Raw genomic sequence first — 22993 nt, forward strand, 5'->3', positions numbered from 1 at the left:
TCTTCACCTTGCTGAAGTTGTAGCTGCATTTTAGACGATTCAAGTCGAGCCTCTGCTAACGTCATACTTGGATATTGACCGAGCGTGGCTTCTCGTCGTCCGTTTAGGCTGGTATACCTTAGCATCCAATACGGCATGCCAGATTTTCTTACGCAAAAATATAGTCCATTACCATCACTGTATTTTTTGTTTGCTGCTGCGGTGCGAGAATAAGATTGCACCTGAGTTGCGGTTAGTTTTGCCATCGTTTGTTACTCTATATTCCTAAGAAATCGTTAAAATTTGCTCACCATTGCCCACCACTGTTTGTTTATCGATTGGTTCGATAGTTGAGTGATTGAACAATCTGCAAGCAGCACGATAAGTGGAGATGGCATAAGGCGGTGGTGAGATAGATGCAAAAATCTGCTCACCAGATACCTTGACTTTTTGCTTATTGAGTCAAAAAAACAGGGCTTGCCCACCATTTTGCCCACCACTTAAACAGCAACTGGTAACGGACATCTGCAAACCGATTTGGACGGGAAAAATAAAAAGCCCTGTATTTACAAACAAATAACAGGGCTTCTAAGACATTCTTGGACGGGTAACTTTCTACCCTGGAACCTATTCGATGTTTTGGATCTGCTCACGCATCTGTTCGATCAGAACTTTCAGTTCCACCGCACACTGAGTGGTTTCGGCCACAATCGATTTCGAAGAGAGGGTATTGGCTTCGCGGTTCAGCTCCTGCATCAGGAAGTCGAGACGACGGCCTATCGGGCCTTTCTGGTTCAGTACACGGCGCACCTCCTGCACGTGGGTATTGAGACGGTCCATCTCTTCGTCCACGTCGGCTTTCTGCGCCAGGATCACCATCTCCTGCTCCAGACGGCCTTCATCCAGGTCTTCCTTCAGTTCTTCTAGGCGGCTGCGCAGGTTGTCGCGTTGCGCCTGCAGGATCTCCGGCAACTTGCTGCGCACTTCCACTACGATCTCGGCAATCGCGGCCAAGCGCTGTTCGATCAGGCCATTCAGCTCTTTACCTTCGCGTTCGCGACCGGCGATCAGGTCGTCCAGGGCGGTACCAAACAGTTTCAGGGCTTCCGCTTTAACCTGATCCATATCGATCTGCGCATCCTGCAGGACACCCGGCCAGCGCAGTACATCCAGCGGGTTCATCGGCTGCGTGTTACCGGACAGAGAAAGCGCGGCTACTTCATCTGCTGCAGCAATCAGCTCTTTGGCAAACTCGGTGTTGACGGTCAGCTGCTGGGCCTGGGCTTCCGGGTGGAAACGCAGGGTGCATTCCACCTTGCCACGGCTCAGTTTCTTACGCAGTTGTTCACGCAACGAGCCTTCCAGGTCACGCAGGCTCTCCGGCAGACGTAGGTGAGGTTCCAGGTAACGATGGTTAACAGAACGAATCTCCCAGATCAGGGAACCCCAGGCATGCTCGGCTTCCTGCCGGGCAAAAGCAGTCATACTACGTGTCATATGGCTCTATCTCGATTAAAATGCAGGCTTCATTCTAACAGCCAAGCGTGCATGGCTGCCAACGGCGGTGTACGAAAATCAAGCAACGGTGATTAACAGGTATGAGCTCAAGCATCTCTGAACAGCTGCAAAACCTCGGTTTGAACAAGATCCGCCCGAGTGGTCGTGAACCGGACCAGATGCGTGAGGTGAAAATCACCCGCAACTTCACCTGCCATGCAGAAGGCTCTGTACTGGTTGAATTTGGTAACACCAAAGTGATCTGTACTGCGTCTGTCGATCGCGGCGTTCCGCGCTTCCTGCGTGGCAGCGGTAGCGGCTGGGTGACTGCAGAATACGGCATGTTGCCACGTTCCACCGGCAGCCGTTGCGACCGTGAAGCGGCGCGCGGCAAGCAGGGTGGCCGTACGGTAGAGATCCAGCGTCTGATCGGCCGCAGTCTGCGTGCCGCACTGGACCTGAACAAGCTGGGTGAAAACACCATCACTATCGACTGTGACGTGATTCAGGCCGACGGTGGCACCCGTACCGCATCCATCACCGGCGCATACGTGGCACTGGTTGATGCGATCAATGTGCTGAAGCAGGACAAGAACGGTGCCATGAAAGGCAACCCGCTGAAGCATGAGATCGCTGCGGTATCCGTAGGTATCTACGAAGGTGAGCCAGTGCTGGACCTGGACTACGCGGAAGACTCCAAAGCAGAAACCGACATGAACGTGATCATGACCGGTCACGGCGGTTTCATCGAAGTACAGGGTACTGCAGAAGGTGCACCGTACACTCAGGATGAGCTGAACAAGATGCTGGATCTGGCCCAGAAAGGGATCCGCGAACTGGCAGAGATGCAGCGTAAGGCACTGGCTGAATAAGCCTGAGTCAGATACAAAAAAGGGAGCTGATCAGCTTCCTTTTTTATTGCCTGCAGTAGACCAAATCAGATATCGATCGCGTAATCGATAATTACCGGCGCGTGTTCGCTGAACATCTGATCGCGGTATACCTGTACGGACTTCACGGTCTTGCGCAGGTTGGCGGTGGTGATCTGGTAATCCAGACGTGCACCTTCGTTCAGAACTCGGGCGCGGTTGTAGTCCGGCCACCAGGTGTACTGACGTTCGGCTTTGTTGATCTCGCGGAATGCATCCACGTATCCCATCTCTCCGACAATCTCTTCCATCCACTCACGCTCGTTCGGCAGGAAGCCGGACACGCTCTGGTTCACGTACCAGTTGCTCAGGTCAACCGGCTTGTGCGCGACGCTGTAGGTACCGCAGAAGATGAAGTCGCGACGCTTACGCAGGGTTTTCTTCATGTGGCCGAGGAAGTGCTCCATATACTCCTCTTTCATCGCCTGCGCTTCATCACCAGCCAGGCCAGATGGAATGCTCAGGGAGGAGACACTTACCTTGTCGAAGTCAGCCTGAATAAAGCGACCGTGGAAGTCACACAGCTCAAAACCCAGGCCGGTCATGATCGCTTTTGGTACGTGGCGGGTGTAGATTGCCACACCGCTGTAGCCATCTTCGAACGCATCAAAGAAGTATGGGTAATAACCTTCCGGGTGGTACAGCTCGTCGTCGAGCTGATATTCCTTCGCACGCAGGTCCTGCAAACAAATGACGTCAGCGTCCTGCTGGACCATCCAGTCAAAAAAACCGTTTTTTGCAGCCTGTTCAATACCCTGAGTATTGAATGTGATAACACGCATAGATTAAGGATTCCTGTTACAAACAGCGCGCAATGAGAAGATTACAATTAAACGCGAATTGTATAGCGAAGTAAGACAAATTGAAATTTTCTTACCAAATTTGTCGGATATTCGGTCCGTGATAGGCAAAAGGTTGCTAATCCTGTCTCACAACAGTCTTCTGTTGCGCTGCACAAAATAGCATATTCCAACTTTAGTCGCATCCATTCTGATCTCTGGTATATTGCGCCAGATCAGTCCATTTTCAAGCCTTCAACGCAGATGGTGCCGGGGGCACTCCACTGGTAAAATCTGCAGCTGACGTTAACCACCTGGCCGGAGACACACATGCAGGATTACCAGCGCGAATTTATCGAATTTGCTATCGAACAGAACGTACTGCGCTTTGGAGAGTTCACCCTGAAGTCCGGGCGTATCAGCCCATACTTCTTCAACGCAGGCCTGTTCAACAGCGGTGTTGCGCTGGCAAAGCTGGGCCGTTTCTACGCGGCAGCGATTGAAGAAGCCGGTGTTTCCTTCGACGTGTTGCTGGGCCCTGCATACAAAGGTATCCCACTGGCCGCCACCACAGCTGTAGCAATGGCTGACCAGTACGGCAAAGACATCCCTTACGTATTCAACCGTAAAGAGAAGAAAGACCACGGTGAAGGCGGCAATCTTGTGGGCGCTCCACTGGAAGGCGGCGTAATGATCATCGACGACGTGATCACAGCCGGCACCGCAATCCGCGAAGTGATGGAGATCATCGATGAAGCAGGCGCAAAACCAGCTGCGAGCGTTATCGCCCTGAACCGTCAGGAGAAAGGTAAAGGTGAACTGTCCGCGATCCAGGAAGTGGAACGTGACTACAACATGCCGGTAATCAGCATCGTGAGCCTGAACGACCTGATCGAGTATCTGGAAGAGAAAGGTGATATGGCGGACGAGCTGGCTGCGATCCGCAAGTACCGCGAAGAATACGGCGTTTAAGTTAACGCTCTTATGAAGTTACAGGTTAGGGCGAATCGTCCTGACCCGTATCCGGCGGGACGCAGAATCCAACGTATCTGCGTTGCCGCCACACCGCCCTACCGACGTGATAGTGGTGTAATCAACATCACCAATTCGTGTTACTTCACAGGTTCCAGAAGCTGTACACCCCCGAATTCCAGCTGCATTAAAACTATAACTAAAAGGCGCATTATCGGTATCAGAACAGCCACCTGTTACCTGTGGATGGATCAGTTTGGTGAGTTCCAGCTGAATGCCACTCTCAGCCGCTTGCATTGCGCGTGTCGACTGAAAACCCTGCACAACCGACTGCTGCCCCAGCGTCATCATTGACGCCATACCTGCCGCCAACAACGCACCAACAGTAATCATAAAGATCACCGTTACCAGGCCGAGCCCGCGCTGCAATTTTCGGGATTTGATATCAGGGTGCATTTCTCACCTGTACCACATGTTGAATACGTACACTCTCCCCCGCATCACTCACTTGCAGGTCAAACACCACCAGTGCATTGCGCTGCAGGCTGATCTCCAGAGAAGCAAACGCCGGATTGGGAAACGCCGCTACAGTGGTGATATCTGTTGCTAAGAGTGCTCGGTTCGGTTCGGTACTTGGTAAATCAGCGAGCATCGGTTGGTCGCTAAAAAAATCGGTTCCGCCATCAAAATAATTCTCATAGCGGTAGAGATCGCCACTGCCGGTATTTAGACAATAGCTAACCGGCGAACCCACGATAAAGAAGCGGGATGAAGGTGACTCGGAGGGAAATTGGTGAGCCCCACTCAGCGTCACTGTAATGGCTTCATCCTCTCCCTGATCTTTTGCAAACTGCGCAGGATCACCCAGTTGCGCAATCATCGTATTGTTGCCAACCGAATAAAGATTCGTACCCGTAATCGGATAAACCGCAATGTAGAGCGGGCTTCCGCTGATCGAGCCTTTCCCCAGTGGAATTGCATTAAACGTGTTGTTTGCAGTTGCAACCGGCAGATCATCATAGCTCGATGCCCCCAGCACTGGGATGTATTCAATACAGCTGGCGTTATCATCGTTGCTTATACGTACTGAGTTGGGCAACGCATTGCGCAGCTCGCGCCCAATGCGCTCAATCGCCAGCTGGGTTACATCCGCCATATTCTGACGACGGGAAGTATCCACGTAGCCTTCAGCAAAGTTGGCAATAAACCGCACCGATGCCAGCGACATAATGCTGAGCAATACAATCACGATCACCAGCTCAACCAGGGTAAAACCTCTGACCTTCTTCATCAGTAGTTCCCCTTGTAGGCTGTAAACACCACGGGACTAGCTCCACTAGAGGAATGAGGAGTCACCGTAACCGTAATCCGCTTCACCATCTGGTTGGTAACAATTTCGGTCGTATCATAGGTCACAGCGACACTGACACGGTATTTGGCATACGGATTTACATTACCAGTAAATAAATTGTTTAGTAACGAAAGCGGGACTTCATTTAGACCATGATAGTCATCCACGTCATCATAGTTTTCCCGGGCTTCACCGTCTCTGCCAAAATCATCTGCAGCGGTACATGGCGGCATCACTGAGCCGTTAAATTCTTGAACTCCATTATTACTGCAAGGCAGTAATCCATCGCTGGAGCTGTTTTCATCGAAACGCTTGGTTAGGATCTCTTCAATATAGGTTTGGCCGATGTAAGCCGTTTTAGCCTGCCAAGTAACATCGCCGCTGTGCTGTGCCGTGATACTCCAGCCGTAAACAATCGCCACCAAAGCAATTGCTGTGATGGTGATAGTGATCACCAGCTCGACTAGCGTAAAGCCGGCGCTAGCGGCACGTGCCTTCATAGGCAAATCCTGTCAGAGAGATACAAAGCTGCTGGCCGTTGGCGGTCAACTGCATACTACTATTTAACGCTCCGGAAGACGTACCATCATTAGCCCATATAAGATTACCGGATGGGTCGTAGCGCAACGTCAGAGTGTTATTCACAGCGAGGGCGCCTGAAATATTTCCGCCTGCTGAGAGGCTGGCGCTATAGGTTATGGTCTGGTCGGACACGAGAGTCTCGCTCGTCTGCTGAACCGAGTTGATATCAATGGCATACAGCCAGTTGTCAGCCGCAATGCTATTTAATCGCCATTCAACGGTAGCTGAGTTATGAGAAAGCGCTGTGCGTTGTGCCAGACGGAGCGAAGTCAGAAGCGTGTCGCGGAAAACGCGATCACGATAGGAATCAAAAGTGGCAAATCGGGGAAAAGCTACCGCACTGAGAATACCCAGTAATACCAGTACGGCAACCATTTCAATCAGGGTAAAGCCACACAGGACTTGGCGAGTAGCTTTACCTAATCGATTACGATCCATTAAGGAGTAGTAATATCTACCGCACCGGTTTCAGGGGTGTAAGCGATAGTGTGACCTGCCGCTCCGTTATAGGTGTAATCACATTGCTCATCGTCACCGTCCCAAGCAGCAGTGTAGTCAGTGCCATTACCGGTAGACACCGTAGGTGCACCTGCCTGTAGAACACCTTCCCAAACATCCACACAAGAATCGGGATCAGTTGCTGCTGGGTATCTAGTGGCGTTTACTGTAACGTTGCTGTTGTCATAGTTCACAGTACCGTTCGCCGCGGTTTCCTCAACAATAGCCTGCGCTTTGACCAGGCCCACAGCAGAGCGCAGCGCGCCGCCAGTACCATTCACAGACGCTGCGTGCGCGTCATCCGTTACGTTCAGGAATCGAGGCAGTGCAACAGCGGCAAGAATACCAAGCAGCGCAATCACTACTACCAACTCAACAATTGTAAAACCTGCTTGTTTTTTCATGGTTTTCTCCACTAAACCTAGGCAATTTCGTAAGTCTGCCATGCACTGTATGAAGAGTGCATGACATAGATCCATAGTCCCTTTAATAATCCGAAATACAGCTTGCTCAGGTGCTGTCCCGAATCCTTTGACGTACTCTACCAGCTTCCTATTAACGGCCGCTAGCCCCTCGCTATGGTTTAACCGACGCTTGTTTTATTACCCACCTTTTATTGCAGTACTCAGCTCCCAAAGTGGCAGGAATACACCCAGCGCCAATACCAGTACCATCGCACCGATAATCATGATCATGATCGGTTCTATCGCGGTAGCAAGGTTCTTCAGGTCGTAATCGACCTCCTCTTCATAGAAGTCGGCTGCTTCTGCCAACATCTGATCCACCTGACCGGTTTCTTCACCCACCGCTAGCATCTGCATCACCAGTGGGCTAAACATGCCGGTGCGTGCAGCGGCCTGCGCGAACGACTCACCACGCTCGATGCCCTGGCGCATCCCCGCAACCTTGCGACCGATGTATTTGTTACCAACCGCGCGGGACACCACCATCAGGCCCTGCTCGATCGGCACACCCGCTTTCATCACCATACTGAACGTTCGGGTGAAGCGCCCCAGCACCACACGGTAAAAGATACTGCCCACCAAAGGGAATCGTAGTTTGGTCTGGTCCCAGCTCAGTTCACCTGCTTCGGTTTTCTTCCAGCGCTTGAACAGGATAAAGCCACCAATTAAGCAGGCCAGCATCCCGTGCCACCAGTTGACCATAAAATCGGACACGCCGATCAGGGCAACGGTCTGCCAGGGAATATCGCCCCCCAAGCTTTCAAATACGGACTTAAAAGCCGGAATGACAAAGATATTGATCACCACCATCGCCACGGCAATGGTGAAAAACACAAACATTGGATAGCGGGTTGCCTGCTTGACGTTTTTGATCGTATTGCGCTCCAGCTCCAGATAAGCAGCCATCTGGGCAAAGGCAGCATCCAGGCGACCGGTGTTTTCGCCCACGTGCACGATACTGGTATAGAGGTCGTTAAAGATCTTGGGGTGTTTGTTCATCGCCGCCGACAGCGTATTACCCTTATCCAGGTCATCAGACAGGTCGTTTACCGCGTCTTTCAGCATCTGGTTACGCAGACTGCCTGCCAGACCGCGCATCGCACGGGTCAGCGGCACCCCCGCCTTGGTCAGGCTATACATTTGACGGCTGAACATGATCAGCTCATCAATGCTGACCTTTTCCAGAAACTTCAGACGGATCTCTTTGCTACCCAGGCTCTCCTCTTTTTTCGCTTTAGTAACGGAAGCGATCTTGATCGGAGTGATGCCATCGGCAAGCAGCTGTGATGCGGCCTGACTGCGTCCATCCGCTTCTACGCGGCCACTAACCTTTGCACCGTCCCTGTTACGGCCTTCGTACTCAAAAAACGGCATTCAGGCTTACTCCAGCTCCAGCTTAATGGTGCCGGTCACCGGCGCGACGTCCGGCGCCTGCTGCAATGTAGGCGATACGGTTTTCACCTTCTTCGCCTCTTCCTGTGCTTTAGCCAGACTTTCCTCGTTAAATTTGGTCTCATCCAACTGCTCGGTCACCCGGAAGACTTCATCCAGTGTGATCACTCCTTTTGAGGCCAAGTCCAACGCACTGTATACCAGTGGTTTGTAACGCTCGTCGGCATAGGCGGCAGCAGTAAAGGCAGAGCTATCGTTACGACGCAGGGCATCTGCCATGGCGTCATTCAGCTCAAGCAACTCAAAGATACCAATACGTCCCTTGTAACCGGTGTTGTTGCAGTAGGTACAACCACGCCCTTTTTTGAAGTCGCCTTCACTCAATCCCAGTTTTGGCAGATGGGCTGCCAACCAGGCATTTTCCTGTGGTGATGGACGATAAAGGCTAGCGCAGTTGTTACACACTTTGCGCACCAGTCGCTGTGCCAGGATAGCGCGAATGGCCGACGCGGCCAGGTAACCTTCGATACCGATATCCACCAGACGCATGGCACTGGAGACTGCATCGTTGGTGTGTAATGTCGACAGCACGAAGTGACCAGTCATCGCTGCACGCAGGGAAATCTCGGCGGTTTCGCGGTCACGGATCTCACCCAACAGCAGCACATCAGGGTCCTGACGCAGGCAGGCACGCAATACGCTGGCAAAGGTCAGGCCAATCTCAGGATGTACCTGTACCTGATTGACGCGCGGTAATCGGTACTCAACCGGGTCTTCGACGGTGATGATTTTCTTGTCGAAGCTGTTCAGCTCATTCAGCGCACCGTACAGGGTGGTGGTTTTACCACTACCGGTCGGACCGGTTACCAGCACGATACCGTGCGGCTCACGGATCAGGCGACGCAAACGGGTCAGCATCTCTTCCGGCATACCCGCCTTATCCAGACCCACCAGCCCTGCTGATTGATCCAGCAGACGCATTACCACCGATTCACCGTGCTGAATTGGCAGGGTGGAGATACGGATATCAATGCTGCGGCCTTTCACGTTCATGTTGAAACGGCCATCCTGCGGCAGGCGCTTCTCGGAGATATTCAGGTGTGCCATCAGCTTCAGGCGCAGTACCAGCGCAGCAGCAATCCTGTTCTCTTTCATAACATGTTCGTGCAACGTGCCATCCACACGCTGACGGATACGCAGTACATGTTCGTCCGGCTCGATATGGATATCGGATGCACCGATCTGCACCGCATCTTCAAACAGGCTCTTCAGCAGCTTTACAACTGGGACGTCCTGCTCGTCGTTGGCGGTCATCTGCGCCAGATCAAAGGCGTCTTCAGCGATCTCATCGTTCAGCTGATCCGCCAACACCTCAATATCAGAGGTACGGCGATACACCAGATCCAGCGATTGTAACAGCTGGGTTTCAGACACCACCGCCACATCAACCGGTTTCGGCAACAAGCGCTGCAGTTCGTCGAAGGCGAAGATATCCATCGGGTCGCTCATGCCCACCACGAAAGAGTCAGGATCCTCTTTCAGTACGATGGCACGAAAACGACGGGCGTGGGTTTCAGACAGGCGTAGTACGTCCTGCTGATTAAAGGAATAGTGGGCCAGATCCACCATCGGGATCTTCAGCTGCTTGGAGAGAAACTCAAGAAAGTGTTTTTCTTCCACCAGCCCCATTGTCACCAGGGTTTTACCCAGCTTCTGACGGGTCTTTTTCTGTTGGGCGAGCGCCTCCATCAGCTGTGCTTCGGTAAGCACACCTTCCTGGACCAGCATGTCGCCGATACGTAATCGTGTTTTGGGGGCAGCCATTACGCCGAACCTCCTACCTCTCCGCCAGCTGAGACAGCCGCTGAGTTACATAACGCTTCAGATTATCTTCGATGCCTGGCACCTGCAGGCTACTTTCATAGGCTTTGCGCGATTCAGCCGGTCGCGCCGCAAGCTCCAGAGAGTACCCGAGCCCCACCCACAGACGGGCTTGCCCACTGTCATACTTCAGCAGTTGATAATATACATTTACCGCATCATCTGCCCGTCCCTGCTGCTGCAGCGCAGCCGCCAGAAGCTCATGATACTCTGCATCCAACTTGATTGCAGGCGGCGCACTTTGTAGTAGCGCCACAGCAGCGGCACTGTCTTTGTTCATCAGTAAGATACGCGCTTTCACCTTCTTTAATCCGCTGTGTATGGGCGCCGCCGCCAGGCCGACATCTGCAACATCACTAGCTTGGGCTATATTTCCTCCAGCCAGATACAAACTTGCCAGCAATGCGCGACTATCGAGCGACTGTTTGTCCCGATCGAGCTGGGATTCAAGCAACAACTGTGCTTCAGTTACCTTATTCTGCTGCAGCAATTTACGCGCTTTCGCCACCGCTTGGGCATCGGTCAAGCCACGGATTTTTTTCGACGACTCAGACGCATCCCTAGCACGGGCAGTTTGTAGCAGCTCGTTTTTGGGTGTTTTAGCTGACGTTTTTGGACTTACAGCTTTTTGCGCAGGCTCTTCAGGTGACTGGGACTTAGGCTCAGGTTTTGCCTCAGTAGCGACGACAGCAACCTGAACCGGCTCAGGTTTCGCCTTTCGCTCCGGTTTATCCGCAACCCGCAGTTTTTTCTCTAACACCGGCTCTACAGGCGTATCCGCCTTCGCCGGCTTCGTGTCCGGCTCACTTAACCATACGGCCAGCTCGACTTGGCGCGAATCAGGTCGTAAAAGTTCAAACCGCGCATCCCGCACCGCTTTCAAATCAAGCAACAGTTGCCCCTTATCTGCCATGAGATTGAACTCACTCACCACAGTTTTTTCAGGCAACGGCAGGGTATTGGTCAACTGAGCATCGGGCAGCGCAATCACCATGGACGTTCGTGTCTGGTTAATCAGCTGTACCTGCGGCTGCGCATTAAAGCGCATGACCAGCACTCCGCCTTGATCCGCCTTGCGCCAGCGGACCTGCTCCAGACGCAACTCATGCCTCGCAGGCGGCTTTGCTGTAGCGGTGATTTCTGCTGCTGGCGTTACGATTGCAGGCTGTTCCACCTTTACCACCACCTCGGGTGCCGGGCGCCATTGCATCCAGGCCAACGCCAGAAAACCGACCACCAGCGCAGCAAAAACCAGCCACAGGGGCCAGTTGAATGTACGACTCGCCTGCTCCGCTGTCAGCGGCTGCACCGATTGCACCGGCACGGCATCTGACGCAGTTTTCCGCCCCTGGCCGCGCTTCTCCAGGTCGCGCAGCATGTCATTTACCAGACTCACTGCTGCATCCCCACAATGGTTACAACCCAGGTAATCATCGCAACCGCTACTACTGCCGCAACAGCAGGGAGCCACTGTTTGACCTTGGCGGCAGATGGCACCGCAACGCCTTCTGTATCCTCGATCGAACGCCGCGCATGTTGCGCTGAGACTTTCTCGTCCCCTTTGCCGTAAGCGGACATCAGTGCCTTGTGACTCAGCACATTCACCAGTCTTGGAATACCTCCGGATGCCCGGGCGATCAGCTCACAGGCTTCGCTATCAAACGATGGCATACCGGTATAGCCCGCCGCTTCCATGCGCCAGTGGATATAACCACGCACCTCATCGGGCTCCAGCTTCTTCAGCTTGTAGCTGTAGGTAATACGCTGCTTTAGCTGGCGCAGGGCGTACTGATCCAGTTTCTTGTTCAGCTCTGGCTGACCAAATAACACGACCTGAAACAGCTTTTCCGACTCGGTCTCCAGATTGGTCAGCAAGCGTAGTGCCTCGATGGTCTCATCCGGCATCGCCTGTGCTTCATCGACCAGCAGCACCACACGCTGCCCCTGATGCGCATGCTCAATCAGGCGTTGGGTGAGCGTCTGCAAAATATCGTGATTAGACTTTTCCTGGGTATAGATACCCAGTTCATTTGCCACGGCACAACGGAATTCGTCGGGACTCAGGTAGGAGTTCGGAATATAGGCGGTCACAAACTGGCTGTCATCGAGTGAGTTGAGCAGCTTGCGGCACAACAACGTTTTGCCGGTCCCCACCTCACCCACAACTTTGATAAAGCCGTCACCACTGTGCAACGCGACCAGCATCAGATTAAGGGCTTCCTGATGGCTGGTCAGATTTAAAAAGAATCGGGTGTTCGGGGTCAGTGTGAACGGAAGCTCGCGCAGCCCGAAATGCTCAGCATACATTCACTGCCTCTCAATCACTGCTGTGTGCTTTCGGCACGCAAACGCTGGAACGAGCGCAGGCTACGCTCCAGTTCCGCCTGCCAGCTGTCATTGTCAGCCAGCACCGGGCGCAACAGTATCACCAGCTCGGTTTTGCTGCCCACGGTACGACGCTGCGTGAACAGATTACCCACACCCGGCAGCTCACCCAGGAACGGGGTACGTTCGTTCTGGTCTTCATTTTCAGACTTCATCAGGCCACCGATGACGATGACCTGACCACTGTTGGCGCGAACAATGCTGTCCGATTCACGGATGGAGCTGAACGCCAGTGGCAGAGACAGATCGTCACTGCCGATGTTGATCTGTTTCTGCTGATCTTCCACTTCAGATACGGTCGGGTGGATGTGCAGTACGATCTCTCCTTCCTCACTGATTTGCGGTGTCACATCCAGCGCAATACCGGAGAAGAATGGGGTCAGTTCCACACTTGGTGTGGTTGTGGTGGACGTACCGGTTGTGGTGGTTGTTTCCACTTCGGTGACGAAGAACTCATCGGTACCCACCTTGATCACCGCTTTCTGGTTGTTGATGGTCGATACACGTGGGCTGGACAGCACCTGTACATCACCCTGACGTCCAAGCAGCTCGATCACGGCCGTAAAGTCGTTCAGGGCAAACGCTGATCGGAAGATTCCGCCCAGTCCGTCCGCTGTAATCGAGGAACCAACCTGTTCCAGCGTCACTGTTTTGTTACTCGCTGCACTGCCTGGCCGGCCCAGCGCGGTCCAGTTTACGCCCGCCTGATAATTGTCATTCAGCGTAATCTCGAGGATCTTCGCTTCAATCACCACCTGGCGATGCAGCGTCAATTCCGCCTTATTCAGGTATTCACGTACGGTGTGCAATTCGCTTGGCAAAGCACGTACGATGATCATCCCGGTCTGTGGCATCACCACCACACGACGATCATCACCGGAGATCAGCGTATCCAACGTCTGTTTCAGGTTCACCCAGAAGTTGGCGGACGTTTTGGTGCTGATACGGGTACCCACACTGGTGGAGGAGGAACCAGAGCTGCTATCCGAATCGCTGTCGCTGCCAGAGTCGGAGGATGCGGCATCACGCACGGATCCTGCGCTCACCAGCGTATCGGATACACCTTCACGGGCGATATCCAGATAGTTCAGCTGGAAAATTTCCGTCTGAAGCTTGGCAGGTACCACCTGGTAAAGTTTGCCAGTTCTGCGGTACTCGTAACCGTAGACCTCACGCATTGCCTGCATGACTTCGTCAACGGTGACATCTTTCAGCTTCAGGTTAACCGTGCCTTCCACATCACGGTGCACAATCATGTTGTAGTCGGTACCCTGCACCAGCCCCATAAAGAAGTCATGGGCGCTCAGACCATCAGCCACAACATCAAAGCGCTCTTCACTTGGCTGACTCAGTGTCTGAATATCCAGCGGAGGAACCAGTGGTGGAGGTGCAACTGTTGCAGCCTTGGCTTGCGCTTGCTCTTCATCCTCTACCTGCTGCTGTGCGCTGATCGCGTTCTCAAGGATGGCAATGCTCTCGTCAGTTACAGCGGTATCGTTCATCGAATCAAGTGAGGAACAACCGGATACGGTGACTCCGACGCTCAGCGCCAACACACTCATCAATCGTTTCATGGTCAGTTCCGTTTCCTATCACTCAGCTCTTTCTTAAACCCGGTTTGCTTACTGATCGTCAGCATTCTTGTCTGATTACCAACCCGTAAACGCACCCCTTGCGAAGTGATGGCCAATACTCTTGCACCGTCTACCTTGCTGCCGGGTACCACTTGTTTGCCATTGATCACCGCCACCTTGCGCTTCTCTCCCACCATTAGGTAGGTGAGCGCATAGTGACGTTTTACTATCTTCGTCGACTGCACCACCGGCTTGTATTCAGTCGGTCGGGTCGGGTCACCCGGTAAGCCGTTAGCAGATAGCGGCATGGCAATCAGTGCCATCAGCCCAAAAATCAGATTACGCACCAAGCCAGCTCTCCTCTGTACTCAGCGTATGTACACGCAAGCGGATCGACGCTTTAGGATAATCTTCCGCGGTAAATTGCAGCCGATCCCAGAAGAATCCCTGATGCAGTGCCTCCAGCCCTTGCAGGTATTGGTACAGTGCTTCGTAACTGCCTTCCAGCTGTACCTCAAACGGATGGATATAGATCACCGCTTCCTGCATCGCTTTAGCCCTTTCACGCTCAGCAGCCTCTGCGGTCAGTTTGATCGCCGGCAGGTTTGCAGTTTCCTTTTCCGGGCTCAGCACCAAAGGCTCTACCGGCAGGCTCAACGCCTCAACCAGTTTCAGGTCATTTTCCGGCCCTAACACGGAGTGCAGCAAACCCAGCATCTGCTCCGGCCCCACCAGGTTGCGGGCAAAGCGATCCACTTCGTTATCCAGTGCATCCAGACGACTTACCAGCGCCTTAAGCTGCTTATGTGCTTTGGCATTTGGATCCGGCAAGTCGGCATCCTGCAACATACGCAACATACGTTCCTGCGTATTTACAGAACGCTCGAGGGAGGTAATTTGATCTTCCACGCCCTGCATACGATCAAGCGCAGGTTCCAGCACCATCACAAACAACAACATCACCGGGACAACCAGTGCTGTGAAGAACAACAGCACTTTCTCACGGCGGCTGAGTTTATCCCAGGCTTCGTCCACCTTGCGCCATGCTTTACGGCTCATTACTACCTCCGGTGGTCACAAAACCCATCACTTTGAATTTGTGATCTTTGCTCTCTTTGGCGATGGCGAAATCAGCGATACGGATCGCCTGATATGCATCCGTCTCACCCAGATCACGCAACAACAGAGGTACGTCACTCGCCGTACGCGCAATACCACTTAACTCCACCTGGCTCAGCGCCAAATGGAGATCAAAGTCGGTAATCCACACGCCGCTACGACTCACTTGCGCCAGCCCATACAGATAAGGTGAGAAGCCACGTCCGGACACCCCCGGTTGCATCTGGTTCAGCATCTCGGAAAGCTCCTGCTTCTCCGCGATCAGTTTGCGAATGCGATCCTGCTCCTGCAGTAAGGCGGGATCGGGCCGCAACTCTTTACGCTGTTTTTCCAGCAATGCAATCTGGCTGGGTAACGCTGTGTTTTTATCCTGCAACGCCTGTAACCGCGACAGACGTGAATCAGCATATTGGGTAAAGCCCCAGGAGGCGAAAGCGGCAACCATCGTAACGAGCACCACCATCAAAATCACCGACGGCAGTGACCAGATATCCCGCGCGGCAGAGACCTTGGGTGTATAGAGGTTTATCTGCTGCTTCATTTGGCGGTACTTCCCTGCTGAGCTGACAGATCACGGTACGCCGCGGCAATCGCCAACAAACAACGCTGTTGGATTTCAACATCGAGCGGCTTGCTGCTTGTCACCACAGACGCCAAGTCGAGCGCATCAACTTCCAGCGGCAGATTGCTGCGCAGCTCCGTGATCAGCGGTGTCTCACCAAACTGCATTGGCAGAATGACCAGCTTCACGCACGGCGGTTTACCTACCTGGCTTTCGTAATAATCCAGCGAGCGTTGCAACTCCAGTACTGCAGAACTCGCCGCCTGATGCGGATTGCGATCAGCCAGATTAACGTCGTAAGAAAGGGAGCGGGTGAAATAGATCGCCTGCTGCGAGAGCAGACTGACACTGCTGGATGGCGAACCAAGATGAAATACCACCAAGCCGGCTTCTTCATCCGCCATATCCTTGGTGATGTTCAGCAGTGCGGTTTCAGGCACATCGATTACGGCAGGCGTGAGCCCCAGTTCTTCGATCCAGGACGCCAGGCGCTCAGTTTGGGATTGCTCTGCTACAACCGCATAAACCATACGGGATCGGCCACGGTATGCATCTTCGGGCAATTCGATGTAGTCGATCTTGGAGTTTTCGATATCAAAGCCAACCAGATCCTTTACGCGCCAGCGCAAAGCATCGGCCATCTCGTCATCTGGTACATCGGGTGCATCCACCAGAAGCAACTGGTATGCCCCCTGATCAAGCAGTCCTACCGTGTTGGATCCGGACAAACCCAACGCATCTATCCGATCTCGCAGCAGCTTAATATCGGTAAAAGGAGAAGGCGTTTCGATAAATTCGCACGCGACTAGTTCGGGCTTTTTACCACTCGTCACATGAGCCAGAGCAACGCCGCCATCAACCAACGCCAGGGCCGTCAGGCCTTTGGCCTTGCCCTTCTTTTTCAGAAATGGAAAGTTAGCTGCAATCTGCTTTACATCCATCTAGCGACCGCCCGAAGAATTCTTGTATGTGCCCTAATCTACCGATCTTTACACCCGTTCAGCAAGTACAACAAACAAGTGTTTTGACTCTTATCGGCTATCCCCGTAAAAGATTGATGTTTTAAAGAGTTATCCTGACTATATCGTGCATATTCGAGGCCTGATCATGCCAAAAAACAGCCCTCTAAACCCTCGATGACACCGCCGCATCAAACCACTCTGTACACAGAACATACAAGGCATCGAAAAAAGTAACTTTTTCTGTCTTTTCCCGTTGACAGAGACAAGCCAAACCTTTTTAATACGCACCCACGTTACGATGTTGCCCAGATAGCTCAGTCGGTAGAGCAGGGGATTGAAAATCCCCGTGTCGGTGGTTCGATTCCGCCTCTGGGCACCACTTAAAAGCCTCGCAAGTTTCAATACTGTGAGGCTTTTTTGTTTGTGTAACCGACACGGGTGTCGCTGATCTGGGCGGCCCCGATCGATACCGCCTCTGGGCACCACTTAAAAGCCTTGCAAGTTTCAATACTGTGAGGCTTTTTTGTTTCTACACGCCGCATACCTTTGGCACTATTTCTTCTAAAGCACACCCGCTTTCCTCCAACTGATTCACTGCTCCAACGAAAAAGCCCACCTTCAAAAAGAAAGCCTGCACTGTTTTAACCAACCTCTTTGCGATAAACTGTTCAACTTTTAACCACAAGGTCACGCCTGCGTCCCACTTATGCTGAAAAAGGCTCTTAAGCTTCTCACCATCTCGATCGCGTCCTGTTTCTCGATACTGCTGCTTTCCATGGTCATCTTGAAGTGGGTGGATATCCCAACTTCCGCATTTATGATCGCTCACAACATCGAAAGCCTCTTTGATGATCAACTGGAAGCCGCGCGTTACGAGTGGATTGATCTGGACGAGATTCCAGCCAGCATTCAGGTTGCGGTGATTGCGTCGGAAGATCAGAAGTTCCCCGTTCACTACGGCATTGATGTAGAGGCTACACACGAGGCCATCTCCAATGCATTGAATGGGCGAAAGGGCCGGGGCGGCAGTACGATTACACAACAGGTGGTAAAGAACCTATACCTGTGGGAGGGCCGCAGCTACGTACGCAAGGCCCTCGAGATCCCGATGGCAATGCTACTGGAGCAGATTTGGGACAAGAACCGGATTCTTGAGGTGTACCTGAATATCGCTCAGTTCGGACCAAGGGATTTTGGCGTGAAGCGTGGAGCGCTTTATCAACTCAACAAACCCATTGATAAAATCAGTCGATACGAAGGCGTTCTCTTGGCATCCGTACTGCCCGCCCCGACTAAATATAAAGCTCGCTATCCGAGCCGCCGCCTGGCCAACAAGCAGGAACGCATACTACGCCATCTAAGCCGCTATGATGGCAACCTGTACCTGCAAGCCCTCGACCCATCCTGATCCCTGCTATTGCGAAGGCCTCACCTCGTTCCAAAACACCTGATATGATGAATATCAGGGCCGTTGGCCGAGTGACGACGCATAGCAACAGGGACATCCATGCAACAACTCTCCGAAATCCTGAACATCGACGCCGATAATCAGCACCTGTTGGAGCTACTTTCGAACCTTTGCCAGGGCTCAATTGCCGTGGATGCTCAATGCCGGATAGCCTGGATCAGCGACCAGTATCGTCAGTTGATGGGTCTCTCCCAGGACGCAAACCTGATCGGCCAGGAAATCGAAGCGGTGCTGCCTACCACGCAGATGCCAAGGGTGGTAAAGAGCGGTAAACCGGTATTTGTGGACCTGATGTCCATCAACGGCCGTTGGTGCCTTGTTACCCGCCTCCCCCTGAAGAACGCCAACAAGGAGATCATGGGTGCACTGGGTTTTGTCTTCTACGATGACCTGGACAGCCTCCAGCCGCTGTTCGACAAGTTCGCACGCCTGCGCCGTCAGTTCGAATCGGAAAACCTGATTCGCCCATCCAAGTATGCGCTGGATGACCTGCTGGGCGAGTCCGATCCGATCAATAAACTCAAGCGCCAGGCACTACGCGCAGCACAGCTGGATACCACACTGTTGCTCTTGGGCGAAACCGGCACCGGCAAAGAGTTGCTGGCACAAGGCATCCACCATGCCTCCCCGCGTCGACATGGACCGTTTGTAGGCATCAACATGGGTGCCCTGCCAGAGTCGTTGGTTGAGGCTGAACTGTTTGGTACCGCTCCCGGTGCGTATACCGGTGCCGACCGTAAAGGCCGCAAGGGCAAGATCCAGCTCGCCAACGGTGGTACCCTGTTCCTGGACGAGATTGCCGAAATGCCACTGCCGATGCAGAGCAAACTGCTGCGTGTTTTACAGGAACGCGAAGTCGAGGCCCTGGGATCAAATCGACTGGAAAAAGTAGACGTGCGCGTGATCGCGGCAACGGCAAAGGACTTGCGTGCATTGGTCGATGCAGGCGAATTCCGCGCCGACCTGTATTACCGCCTGAATGTTCTTCCGATTCGCCTGCCGCCCCTGCGGGAACGTGATGGCGATGTGCTCACCCTGAGTGAGCGCCTGCTCACTCAGATCCAGCGAGATACCCAATTAGCCCCTCTCCCGCTCTCCCATGCTGCACGAAACTGGCTGCTTACCTACCATTGGCCAGGCAATGTAAGAGAGTTGCGCAACCGACTGGAGCGCGCCTGTGTTATGGCGGAAGGGGATCAAATTGAGCCAGCCGATCTTGGCGCACTGGACGATCTCCCCACAGATTCAAGCTATCCAGCTCCAATAAAAGCGGAAAGCTTAAATGACCAGCGCCTGCAGGCAGAGCGTATCGCACTGCAAAACGCATTAACGGAGAGCGGTGGCAACAAAACCGCAGCCGCACGTCAGCTTGGTATCTCGCGTGCCACATTTTACGAGCGTCTGAAACGCTGCAACTTGTCCGGATAAACTGCCCCTGTCAATAAATACAAACAATCTAGTAAACACCTGTCTTACAAACCAGACATAAATACCTACCTGGCTTTGGGAGTGACACTCCCAAAAATTACTAACAAATTGTTTTATATGAACTTTTAGTTTTCTGGCTCACCCTTTGCTGTTGTATTGCTGATCAACAATAAAAAGAACAGACAGGCAGAAGCATGAGCGAACAGATCATATCCGCAGCACAGGCAGCCCAGCTGATACCCGATGGCGCCACCGTCGCTACCGCAGGTTTTATCGGTATAGGCTTTGCTGAACACCTCGCCAAAGCGATCGAAGAGCGCTTTCTAAGTGATGGACACCCTAAGGGTCTGGCCCTGGTCTATGCGGCAGGCCAGGGTGACGCCAAGCAGAAAGGTCTCAACCATTTTGGTCATGAAGGCTTGGTACGTCGCGTGATCGGTGGTCACTGGGGGCTCGCGCCCACACTGGGCAAGCTGGCGTTGGATAACAAGATCGAAGCCTACAACCTGCCGCAGGGCGTGATCTGCCACCTGTTCCGCGATATTGCCGCCGGCAAAAAAGGCACCCTCACCCATGTTGGCCTCAACACCTTTGTTGATCCACGCTATGAGGGTGGCAAGATCAACACCATCTCTACGGAAGACGTGGTCGAGCGCATAGAGGTCATGGGCGAGGAGCAGCTGTTCTATAAAGCCTTCCCGATCGATGTGGCCCTACTACGCGGCACCACCGCAGACCGCGCCGGCAACATCTCCATGGAGCGTGAAGCTCTACCGCTGGAAGCCCTGGCGATCGCACAGGCCGTCAAAAACAGCGGTGGTAAGGTGTTTGTTCAGGTCGAACGTGTGACCGATCAGCACCATCTTACGCCGGACCGTGTCCGTATCCCGGGCATCCTGGTTAATCACGTAATCATTGCGCCTTCTGAAGACCATCAACAGACATTCTCCGAACCCTTTAACCCGGCTTACTGCGGCGACATTCGCGAATCAAACAATGCTGTAGAGCCAGCACCATTAAACGCCCGCAAGATCATCGGCCGCCGCGCTCTGATGGAGTTACGCAAAGGCTCTGTTGTGAACCTGGGGATCGGCATGCCCGAAGAGGTCGCCCAGGTTGCGGCAGAAGAGGGCCGTTTAGGAGAGTTTACGCTTACCGTCGAGCCTGGCGGGATAGGTGGTAAGCCAGCCAGTGGTCTCAGCTTTGGCGCAGTGAGCAATGCCGATGCAATCATCGACCAACCCGCCCAGTTCGACTTCTATGATGGCGGTGGCTTGGATCAGGCCTTTTTGGGCCTTGCAGAAACCTGCCCCGAAGGGCATGTAAACGTCAGCAGGTTTGGTAGCAAGCTGGCTGGCGCAGGCGGGTTTATCAATATCACCCAGAACACCCGTGACCTCTACTTCCTGGGCACCTTCACCTCGGGCCCACAGAAACTTGAGATCCAGGATCACTCGATCAAGGTGGTCAGCAACGGTCCAATGCGCAAGTTTCTCAACTCGGTACAGCAGATCACCTTTAATGGAGAAGCTGCCGTACGCAACGGACAACGGGTGTTGTTTATCACCGAGCGTGCTGTCTTCCGCCTGACCCCAGAGGGTCTAAAACTGATTGAGATCGCACCCGGCATCAACCTGCAGAAAGACATTCTCGATCAGATGGATTTCAAGCCGATCATCGACGATGACCTGGATCTGATGGACCCACGTCTGTTCCACGACGGCCCCATGAATCTAGAGCATCGCGGCAGTATGCCAATCAAGCACATGCGCAACCTGTTCCGTAACCTGCTCAATAACCAGCACGATGACAGCGCTGAAACCGCTTTTGCAACCCCGGCCGCCTGAGCTGCTGGGCTTTGGCTTCAATCTCTGACGTTGAGGCCTCTCCTCCGTACCCACATCCGGTCGTGCGTGCGTCATTTCTTTGCGTCGGGTACGGAGCTTTTTAATTCCTGAAGCAACCATAAAAAAGCCCCTTCCAGTGAAGGGGCTCCCGTAGATTTACCTTATAGTCAAAGGCAATCAAGACATGATGTTCTCACCTGCATCTACATAGATCAGGTTGCCGGTCATGCGTTTACCCATATCACTGATCAGGAATGCAACCAGGTTTCCTACATCTTCCGGTGTCGCCAGCTGATGCAGTGGGGAGCGCTCAATGGCCTGCTCCATCAGCTGATCAAACTGATCGATGCCAGATGCGGCGCGGGTTGGCATTGGGCCTGGGGAGATCGAGTGCACACGAATATTTTTCTCGCCAAGTTCTGCAGCCAGATAACGGGTTGAGCTCTCCAGTGCAGCTTTGATCGGGCCCATCATGTTGTAATGCTCTACGACCTTTTCAGCGCCGTAATAACTCATAGTCACCAGTGTGCCACCGTCCTTCATCAGCTGCTCGGAACGCTTCGCCATACGAATGAAAGAGTGACAGGAGATATCCATCGCCTTACAGAAACCTTCTGAGGTGCTGTCAGTCAGACGACCATGCAGCTCATCCAGTGGTGACCAGGCAACTGAATGGATGACGAAGTCCAGCTTACCCCAGGTGCGCTCAATGGTCTCAAACAGCTCTTCCATCTCCTCTTCTGAGCTCACATCCAGCGGCAAAATCAGCTCTGCTCCCAGTCGATCCGCCAGTGGGCCCATATAGTTGAGCGCCTTTTCGTTCAGATAGGTAACACAGAGATCCGCACCCAACTCACGCAATGCCTGGGCGCAGCCGTACGCAATGCTTTTATCGTTTGCAATACCAACAATCAGGCCTTTACGACCTTCCAGCGACAGCTTGTTACTCATGATTAAATACCTATTGATGTGTTTCAGATACCGCGAGCCTAGACAGACTCTGTGACAGCGACGTTAACGCAGATGCAGCAAAAGTTGTGCTTTGACTGCGGGGTACTATAACGGCATGGAGAGCTAGGAATTTAAGCGTTCGATGATGTTTATTTAGCAGTCGCACAATCGGACAGCCCCCATCGGCCGAACATAAAAAAACCCCGGTCCATCGGACCGGGGTTTTTTTAATTAGGTGCTTGGCGATGACCTACTCTCACATGGGGAATCCCCACACTACCATCGGCGCTAAGGCGTTTCACTTCCGAGTTCGGGATGGGATCGGGTGGTTCCACCTTGCTATGGTCGCCAAGCAAAACTGGTAACAACTTAA

The 22993-nt window shown here is 53.1% G+C and carries 23 protein-coding genes, 1 tRNA gene and 1 rRNA gene; 6 read left to right on the top strand and 19 right to left on the bottom strand.

All coding sequences use genetic code 11. The features are described 5' to 3' along the window. Both ACEQ15_RS16090 and ACEQ15_RS16095 read right to left on the bottom strand, forming a co-directional pair. Positions 1-245 (bottom strand): Arm DNA-binding domain-containing protein (locus ACEQ15_RS16090; RefSeq protein ID WP_370280260.1); only part of this gene is annotated, 245 nt, incomplete at its 3' end. Between the two features lie 361 nt (positions 246-606). Then, the gene (locus tag ACEQ15_RS16095; RefSeq protein ID WP_370280261.1) at positions 607-1476 is read right to left on the bottom strand and encodes a YicC/YloC family endoribonuclease; all 870 of its coding nucleotides are present in this window, start codon (positions 1474-1476) and stop codon (positions 607-609) included. Between the two features lie 101 nt (positions 1477-1577). Here ACEQ15_RS16095 and rph point away from each other — a divergent pair, with 101 nt between their 5' ends. After that, on the top strand, positions 1578-2348 hold the full coding sequence (gene rph, locus ACEQ15_RS16100) for a ribonuclease PH (protein ID WP_370280262.1): 771 nt from the start codon (positions 1578-1580) through the stop codon (positions 2346-2348). Positions 2349-2413: 65 nt separating this feature from the next. Here the strand turns inward: rph and ACEQ15_RS16105 are convergent, their stop codons facing one another. Further along, entirely contained in the window at positions 2414-3187 is a 774-nt protein-coding gene (locus ACEQ15_RS16105; RefSeq protein WP_370280263.1) for an exodeoxyribonuclease III, read from the bottom strand. Between the two features lie 327 nt (positions 3188-3514). On the opposite strand from ACEQ15_RS16105, the gene pyrE reads away from it, so the two are divergent. Beyond that, complete coding sequence (gene pyrE, locus ACEQ15_RS16110; RefSeq protein WP_370280264.1) at positions 3515-4156, top strand: orotate phosphoribosyltransferase; 642 nt, start codon at positions 3515-3517, stop codon at positions 4154-4156. Between the two features lie 18 nt (positions 4157-4174). Here pyrE and ACEQ15_RS16115 read toward each other — a convergent pair whose 3' ends face one another. From ACEQ15_RS16115 to ACEQ15_RS16180, 14 genes are all read right to left on the bottom strand, one after another. Then, on the bottom strand, positions 4175-4549 hold the full coding sequence (locus ACEQ15_RS16115; RefSeq protein WP_370280265.1) for a hypothetical protein: 375 nt from the start codon (positions 4547-4549) through the stop codon (positions 4175-4177). A gap of 52 nt (positions 4550-4601) precedes the next feature. Beyond that, positions 4602-5447, bottom strand: coding sequence for a PilW family protein (locus ACEQ15_RS16120; RefSeq protein ID WP_370280266.1), 846 nt, complete (start codon positions 5445-5447; stop codon positions 4602-4604). After that, positions 5447-6007 carry a prepilin-type N-terminal cleavage/methylation domain-containing protein gene (locus tag ACEQ15_RS16125; protein WP_370280267.1) on the bottom strand — a complete coding sequence of 187 codons (561 nt, stop codon included), beginning with the start codon at positions 6005-6007 and terminating at the stop codon, positions 5447-5449. The genes ACEQ15_RS16120 and ACEQ15_RS16125 overlap by 1 nt, the downstream gene beginning before the upstream one ends. Next, positions 5988-6527, bottom strand: coding sequence for a Tfp pilus assembly protein FimT/FimU (locus ACEQ15_RS16130; protein WP_370280268.1), 540 nt, complete (start codon positions 6525-6527; stop codon positions 5988-5990). The genes ACEQ15_RS16125 and ACEQ15_RS16130 overlap by 20 nt, the downstream gene beginning before the upstream one ends. Continuing rightward, positions 6527-6991, bottom strand: coding sequence for a type II secretion system protein (locus tag ACEQ15_RS16135; protein ID WP_370280269.1), 465 nt, complete (start codon positions 6989-6991; stop codon positions 6527-6529). Before ACEQ15_RS16135 ends, ACEQ15_RS16130 begins: the two co-directional genes overlap by 1 nt. Positions 6992-7189: 198 nt before the next feature. After that, entirely contained in the window at positions 7190-8425 is a 1236-nt protein-coding gene (locus ACEQ15_RS16140) for a type II secretion system F family protein (RefSeq protein ID WP_370280270.1), read from the bottom strand. 6 nt (positions 8426-8431) lie between these two features. After that, the gene (locus ACEQ15_RS16145) at positions 8432-10267 is read right to left on the bottom strand and encodes a GspE/PulE family protein (protein WP_370280271.1); all 1836 of its coding nucleotides are present in this window, start codon (positions 10265-10267) and stop codon (positions 8432-8434) included. 13 nt (positions 10268-10280) lie between these two features. Next, on the bottom strand, positions 10281-11720 hold the full coding sequence (locus tag ACEQ15_RS16150; protein WP_370280272.1) for a tetratricopeptide repeat protein: 1440 nt from the start codon (positions 11718-11720) through the stop codon (positions 10281-10283). Then, the gene (locus ACEQ15_RS16155) at positions 11717-12631 is read right to left on the bottom strand and encodes an ExeA family protein (protein WP_370280273.1); all 915 of its coding nucleotides are present in this window, start codon (positions 12629-12631) and stop codon (positions 11717-11719) included. The genes ACEQ15_RS16150 and ACEQ15_RS16155 overlap by 4 nt, the downstream gene beginning before the upstream one ends. A 14-nt stretch (positions 12632-12645) precedes the next feature. Continuing rightward, complete coding sequence (gene mshL, locus ACEQ15_RS16160; protein ID WP_370280274.1) at positions 12646-14283, bottom strand: pilus (MSHA type) biogenesis protein MshL; 1638 nt, start codon at positions 14281-14283, stop codon at positions 12646-12648. Positions 14284-14285: 2 nt separating this feature from the next. Then, on the bottom strand, positions 14286-14630 hold the full coding sequence (locus tag ACEQ15_RS16165; RefSeq protein ID WP_370280275.1) for a hypothetical protein: 345 nt from the start codon (positions 14628-14630) through the stop codon (positions 14286-14288). After that, positions 14623-15342 carry a type II secretion system protein GspM gene (gene gspM, locus ACEQ15_RS16170; RefSeq protein WP_370280276.1) on the bottom strand — a complete coding sequence of 240 codons (720 nt, stop codon included), beginning with the start codon at positions 15340-15342 and terminating at the stop codon, positions 14623-14625. Before gspM ends, ACEQ15_RS16165 begins: the two co-directional genes overlap by 8 nt. Continuing rightward, positions 15332-15943: a PilN domain-containing protein gene (locus ACEQ15_RS16175; RefSeq protein ID WP_370280277.1), complete on the bottom strand. Its 612-nt coding sequence runs from the start codon at positions 15941-15943 to the stop codon at positions 15332-15334. The genes gspM and ACEQ15_RS16175 overlap by 11 nt, the downstream gene beginning before the upstream one ends. Next, the gene (locus ACEQ15_RS16180; protein WP_370280278.1) at positions 15940-16905 is read right to left on the bottom strand and encodes a hypothetical protein; all 966 of its coding nucleotides are present in this window, start codon (positions 16903-16905) and stop codon (positions 15940-15942) included. The genes ACEQ15_RS16175 and ACEQ15_RS16180 overlap by 4 nt, the downstream gene beginning before the upstream one ends. Positions 16906-17229: 324 nt before the next feature. Here ACEQ15_RS16180 and ACEQ15_RS16185 point away from each other — a divergent pair. The 4 genes from ACEQ15_RS16185 to ACEQ15_RS16200 all read left to right on the top strand — a co-directional run bounded on the left by ACEQ15_RS16185 (position 17230) and on the right by ACEQ15_RS16200 (position 21669). Beyond that, positions 17230-17305: transfer RNA gene (locus ACEQ15_RS16185), tRNA-Phe, on the top strand. A gap of 327 nt (positions 17306-17632) precedes the next feature. Continuing rightward, entirely contained in the window at positions 17633-18334 is a 702-nt protein-coding gene (gene mtgA / locus ACEQ15_RS16190; protein WP_370280279.1) for a monofunctional biosynthetic peptidoglycan transglycosylase, read from the top strand. A gap of 99 nt (positions 18335-18433) precedes the next feature. Next, positions 18434-19822, top strand: a complete 1389-nt coding sequence (locus ACEQ15_RS16195) for a sigma-54 interaction domain-containing protein (RefSeq protein ID WP_370280280.1) — start codon at positions 18434-18436, stop codon at positions 19820-19822. Positions 19823-20016: 194 nt separating this feature from the next. Next, positions 20017-21669, top strand: coding sequence for an acyl CoA:acetate/3-ketoacid CoA transferase (locus ACEQ15_RS16200; protein ID WP_370280281.1), 1653 nt, complete (start codon positions 20017-20019; stop codon positions 21667-21669). 177 nt (positions 21670-21846) lie between these two features. On the opposite strand, the gene fabI is transcribed toward ACEQ15_RS16200, so the two are convergent. Together fabI and rrf are read right to left on the bottom strand one after the other, a co-directional pair. After that, complete coding sequence (fabI, locus tag ACEQ15_RS16205) at positions 21847-22620, bottom strand: enoyl-ACP reductase FabI (RefSeq protein WP_370280282.1); 774 nt, start codon at positions 22618-22620, stop codon at positions 21847-21849. Positions 22621-22857: 237 nt separating this feature from the next. Continuing rightward, positions 22858-22973: ribosomal RNA gene (gene rrf / locus ACEQ15_RS16210) — 5S ribosomal RNA — on the bottom strand. Between the last annotated feature and the right edge of the window lie 20 nt (positions 22974-22993).

This window comes from Pontibacterium sp., assembly GCF_964228735.1.
Taxonomy (GTDB): domain Bacteria; phylum Pseudomonadota; class Gammaproteobacteria; order Pseudomonadales; family Balneatricaceae; genus Pontibacterium.